This is a genomic window from Marichromatium sp. AB31 (assembly GCF_003718685.1).
Lineage (GTDB): Bacteria > Pseudomonadota > Gammaproteobacteria > Chromatiales > Chromatiaceae > Marichromatium > Marichromatium gracile.
On sequence record NZ_RHFI01000047.1, the window covers coordinates 1 to 5,293 of the forward strand.

Annotated in this window: 4 protein-coding genes; 2 read left to right on the plus strand and 2 right to left on the minus strand. The window is 69.2% G+C overall.

What is annotated here, in order from left to right; all coding sequences use genetic code 11:
* Positions 1–240 (plus strand): hypothetical protein (locus tag EBL84_RS17165; protein ID WP_223807048.1); only part of this gene is annotated, 240 nt, incomplete at its 5' end.
* A 63-nt stretch (positions 241–303) separates the two neighbouring features.
* Here EBL84_RS17165 and EBL84_RS16620 read toward each other — a convergent pair.
* Complete coding sequence (locus EBL84_RS16620) at positions 304–651, minus strand: hypothetical protein (protein ID WP_005223328.1); 348 nt, start codon at positions 649–651, stop codon at positions 304–306.
* Positions 652–724: 73 nt separating this feature from the next.
* A complete protein-coding gene (locus tag EBL84_RS16625) occupies positions 725–1,303 on the minus strand; it encodes a phage tail protein (RefSeq protein WP_223807049.1) in 579 nt (192 codons plus the stop codon).
* A gap of 362 nt (positions 1,304–1,665) precedes the next feature.
* On the opposite strand from EBL84_RS16625, the gene EBL84_RS16630 reads away from it, so the two are divergent.
* The coding region (locus EBL84_RS16630) for a DUF4347 domain-containing protein (protein WP_148040329.1) at positions 1,666–5,293 on the plus strand (3,628 nt) is incomplete at its 3' end.

Sequence of the window (5,293 nt, forward strand, 5' to 3'; positions counted from 1 at the left end):
AACCCCGACGTCGCCGCCGCCGTCGCCGCCGGCACCTTCGCCTCGGCCGTCGAGCACTACTGGTCCTACGGCGCCGACGAGAACCGCGCCCCCGGCCCCTGGTTCGACACCGCCGCCTATCTCGCGGACAACCCCGACGTCGCCGCCGCCGGGCTCGACGCCACCTCGCACTTCGTCCTCTGGGGCGCGGCCGAAGGGCGACTCGGCACCGTTGCCGACACCGCGCTGCTGCTCGCCTGAGCGCACCACCGCCCCGGCGATCCGTCGGATCGCCGGGGCGGTGGCTACGACGCCATCAGTGGCTCAGGTGAAGGTCGCCGACCACAGCTGTGCCGGTCGGTCGTGGTAGCGCCCGACGTCGCCGACGTTGGGACCGATGAACACCCCCTCGATCAACCCCAGGGTGGCATGACGCAGGTTCATCATCAGGTGACAGGCGGTGGGCAGCACGCCCGGTGGCCCGAGGAAGGTAAGCCGGAAGGGGCGACGCTCACTGCCGCTGAACAGCGGCGCCTCGCCCTCGTGCACCTCGACCAGGGTGAGCGGCAACGCGCCGCCCATGGTCTCGAGCTGGAAGGGATGGCCGACCTTGTCGCGAAAGTGGTCGGCGCGGAGCATGTAGAGACTGCTGGGGGCGGCCTGCTCGGACATGGCGGATCCTCGCGGGAGACGGGCACCAGGCTGTGCCCGGTGAGATGGACGAGACGATTGCGGCGCATGCCGATCAGCTACGCGGCGGATAGGTCCCGTCGAGCGCGATCGAGAAATTGATCGCCAGACAGGGGCCGCGCACCGGCACGGCCTGCCCACCCCCGGGCTGCGTCGCTGTTGCCGTGAAGGGCTTGAGGGTGGTGTCGGCCGTGCCGGTCGAATAGGTCCTGGCGTCGATGGTGGCGAGACCTGCGGTCCCGGCGGTCTTTGCCAGGACGCGATCCGGACCCGGCGCACCCTCGCCGCCGTCGCCACTCTGGGCGGGGATCGCGACCTCCACCTGAGGGTAGCCCGAGGGCAGATTGGCGATGCCGAGGAAGACGTCCTCGCTTCCCGCCTGCTGGCCTATCGGGAGCAAGGTCAGTCCCGGCCCGGCGCCGAAACCCACGGGCGCGCGACCGCGCAGATCAGGCAGCGCGAATGTCGTCTGACCGTTTCCCCCGTAGTAGTTCGACAACAACGAGAACAAGGCTGAGTTCTGCGCGGGGGACATCATCTGCCCCTCGCACAACGAGAAGTCGCGTGGCGCGTAGTTGAATCCGAACAGCGCGATCTCTCCGATGAAAGGGTCCACCATGACGGCCTCCTGCATTGCTGTCTGTGATCGTTGCCCATGAGACGGGCAGTCCAGGACGAACGGAGGACGTGCTGCGCCACCGCTCGGGATTGGGGATCGATACGACGGGCATCCTTGAGCAGGAAAGCTTGGGCGTACACGATCCGATATCAAGCCAATCCCTCGCTTCGTGCTGGATGTCGGCGCTCGCGCTGCACGGTCTGCGAAAAACATCCGCACATCATCCATGAAACCCTGCTCACTCTCGCCCCCTTCCCCCACGCAGAAAAGCCCCAATAAAACAACCTCATCGCTGCAGTATCCACGCGACACCCACGCCCTCACCCCGACACTGGGGACAGGGCGGTCATTCCAGTTCGTGCCAGGGAGATCTCCCGATGCCGACGGTCGCAGCACAGAAGGAGTTGTTCGAGAGCGGATCATCTAACCGACTGACCAGAGGTCGCTATCCACCCGGTCGCGGCCTGTCGGAGACACTGCTCGTCGATCCCGGGGTGGCGCGGTCCGAGTGCTTGCTCGATGGACTCGCGCGCCCGATACGGGTGCACCGACTCGGCTCGGGACGATCGCCCCTGGCGCAGATCGCCGAGGCGATCGACGGACCTCGACCCATCGACAGATTACACATCCTGTCGCACGGCGAGCCCGGCGTGCTGTGGATCGGCGGGGCGCGCGTGGATCGCGAGACCCTCGACGCATCCCCCCGGACACTCGCCCGGATCCGGCGCGCGCTCGCCGCGCACGCCGAGGTCGTGCTCTACGGTTGCGCGGTCGCCGCCGGCGCACGCGGGCGCGCACTGATCGAGATGCTCGAGACAGCGCTCGGGGTGCCTGTCCACGCCGCCACCACCCCGGTCGGCGAGCACGCCCGGGGCGGTAGCTGGAGTGCCTTCCCGGCGCCGCTTTCGGCCTTCGACGACCATGCCTGCGCCAGCTTCCCGGGCCTGCTCGGGATCAGCAGCGAGGACTTCGACAGCGCAACCGCTGCCTCCATCAGCAACTCGACCTCCAAGACCTTCGGGGACTGGACCTTCACCAGCTCACCCAGCTCCACGTTGGCATTGGTCAAGAGTACGGATGCGCCATTCAAGCTCAACCAAGACGGTGGTGCCGGTGATTACTGCTTCGTCTGGAACGGCGGCGGATCGCTGAACGTCAGCGACTTCACGCTTTCATCGACCGACGGTACGGACTTCGACCTCCAGAGCTTCGACTTGGGTTCCAGTTCCGGCTCCAGCACCATGGTCACCATCAGCGGCTATCGCGACGGTGGCGAGGTGGTCGCCGGGGAGGTGGTCGATCTGACCACGGGCGACAGCAGCGGCAACATCACCTACAGCTTCACGGCAACAGATGGCGGTACCAGTTACGGCACCCTGACCTTCGGCGCCGCCTTCGACCAAGTCGACGAGATCCGTTTTTCGTTCTCCGCCACGTCGACCGTAGAGATCGACAACATCGCCATCGCCCAGGTCCCCTCCAACACCGCCCCGGTCACCACCCTGCCGGCGACCCCGAGCATCGCCGAGGACAGTAGCGCCAACGCTATCGGCGGTCTCTCGATCGCCGACGACGACAGCGACGACCAGAGCGTCACCCTCACCGCGAGCAATGGCACCATCGCGCTGACCGCCAACGGCGGCGCCACGGTGACCGACAACGACGGCAGCGACGGCACCCTCGCCTTCAACGGCACCCTTGCCCAGGTCAACGCCGCGCTCGGCAACCTCACCTTCACCCCGAGCGCCGACTTCGCCGGCAACGCCGGCCTCCGGGTGCAGACCGACGACGGCAACGGCGGCAGCGACGACGACACCCTCAGCATCACCGTCACCGCGGTCAACGACGCCCCGAGCTTCAGCGCCGGCGCCACCCTCGGCACGGTCGCCGAGGACAGCACCGACCCCGCCGGGGCGACGGTATCGAGCCTGATGGGCGCCGTCTTCACCGACACCGCCGACAGCGACGCCCTCGCCGGCATCGTGATCGGCGCCGACGCCGCCAATGGCGTCAGCGAGGGACGCTGGCAGTACTCGACCGACAACGGCTCGACCTGGTACGACGTCGGCACCGTCTCGACCAGTGCCGGATTGCTGCTCGACACCTCGGCCAAGCTGCGCTTCGTGCCGGTGGCCGACTACAACGGCAACCCGGGCGCGCTCACCGTCTTCGCCGTCGACGACTCCTCGGCGACCACCTTCACCAGCGGCGCCACCCGCCAGACCTTCGACACCACCAGCGACGACGCCACCTCCAGGGTCTCGGCCAGCGGCGTCGCCCTGGGCACCACGATCGGCGCCGTCAATGACGCCCCCACGGTCAGCGCGCCGGGCAGCGCGCTCGCCCATACCGAGGGCACCCCGCTGACGATCCAGGGGACCGGTTTCAGTGTGAGCGACCCCGACGCCGCCGCCGGTACCCTCACCGCGACCCTCGCCGCCGCCGAGGGCACCCTGAGCGTCGCGGTCGGCGACTCCGGCGCGAGCATCGGCAGCGGCAACGGCAGCGGCACCGTCGTCCTCACCGGCACCCTCGCCCAGCTCGACGCGCTGCTCACCGGCGGCGGGACCGGCACCATCGCCTACTCCGCCGTGGACGCCCCCAGCGCCTCGACCACCCTCACCCTCACCGTCAACGACGGCGGCAACACCGGCAGCGACCCTGGCACCAGCGGCGACGGCGCGAGCGAGCAGGGCAGCAACAGCGTCACCATCGATATCACCGCCACCAACGACGACCCCACGCTCAGCGGCCTGCCGAGCGATCTCGACGTCAACGAGGACACCGCCAGCAACCTCGACCTCTCGGCGGCGACCTTCGCCGATGCCGACGCCGGGGCCGGGCAGGTCACCCTCAGTCTCGGCGTCGACACCGGCACCCTCGCCGCCAGCAGCGGCGGCGGGGTCGTCATCGGCGGCAGCGGCACCACCACCCTGACCCTGAGCGGCACCGCCGCCGCCATCGACACCTATCTCGACACCGCGAGCAACATCCAGTACACCAGCGCAGCCGATGCCAACGGCAATGACGCCGCCACCCTCACGCTGAGCGCCAACGACGGCGGCAACACTGGCAGCGGCGGCGGCACCACCGTCGCCCTGGGGACGGCCAACCTCGACATCGCCGACACCCCGGACATCACCTCGGCGACCTACGACGCCGCCACCGATCAACTGGTGGTCACCGGCAACGGCTTCGCCACCGGTGGCGGCGCCGGCGACGACATCGACGTCTCCAGGCTCACCCTCACCGGCGAGGGCGGCGCGACCTACACCCTCGCCACCTCGGCCGACGTCGACATCGACTCCGCTACCCAGTTCACCGTCGCCCTGAGCGGGATGGACGCCCCCAACGTCGAGGCCCTGCTCAACCAGGACGGCACCACCTCGGCGACCAGCACGACCAGCTATGCGCTCACCGCCGCCGACGACTTCAACACCCCTGTGAGCGCCGGCGACACCAGCGGCAGCGCCGGCGTCACCGTCAGCAACCATGCCGCGCCCGCGCTCAGCTCGGCGACCTACGACTGGTCGACCGGGGTGCTGACGCTGATCGGCACCAGCCTGGTGGTCGCCAGCGGCGCGACCAACGATATCGACGCCTCGACCATCACCCTCACCGGCAGCGGCGGCGCGAGCCATACCCTCACCGACACCAGTGACGTCGAGGTCAGCTCGGCGACCACCGCCAGTCTCACCCTCAGCGCCACCGACCAGCTCGTCGTCCGCGGCCTGCTCAACAAGGACGGCACCCAGGCCGGCGATACCACCACCTACAACATCGCCGTGGCCGATAACTGGGTCGCCGGCGCGCCGGCGGCCGCCGACATCGCCGATACCACCGGCAACGCGGTCACGGTCGGCAACGTCGCCGCGCCGACCATCACCGCGGCGGGCTACGACGCCGACACCGGGGTGCTGACGGTCACCGGGAGCAACTTCGTGGCCGCCAGCGGCGCGGCCAACGACGTCGATCTCTCGACGCTGACGATCACCGGCGGCAACG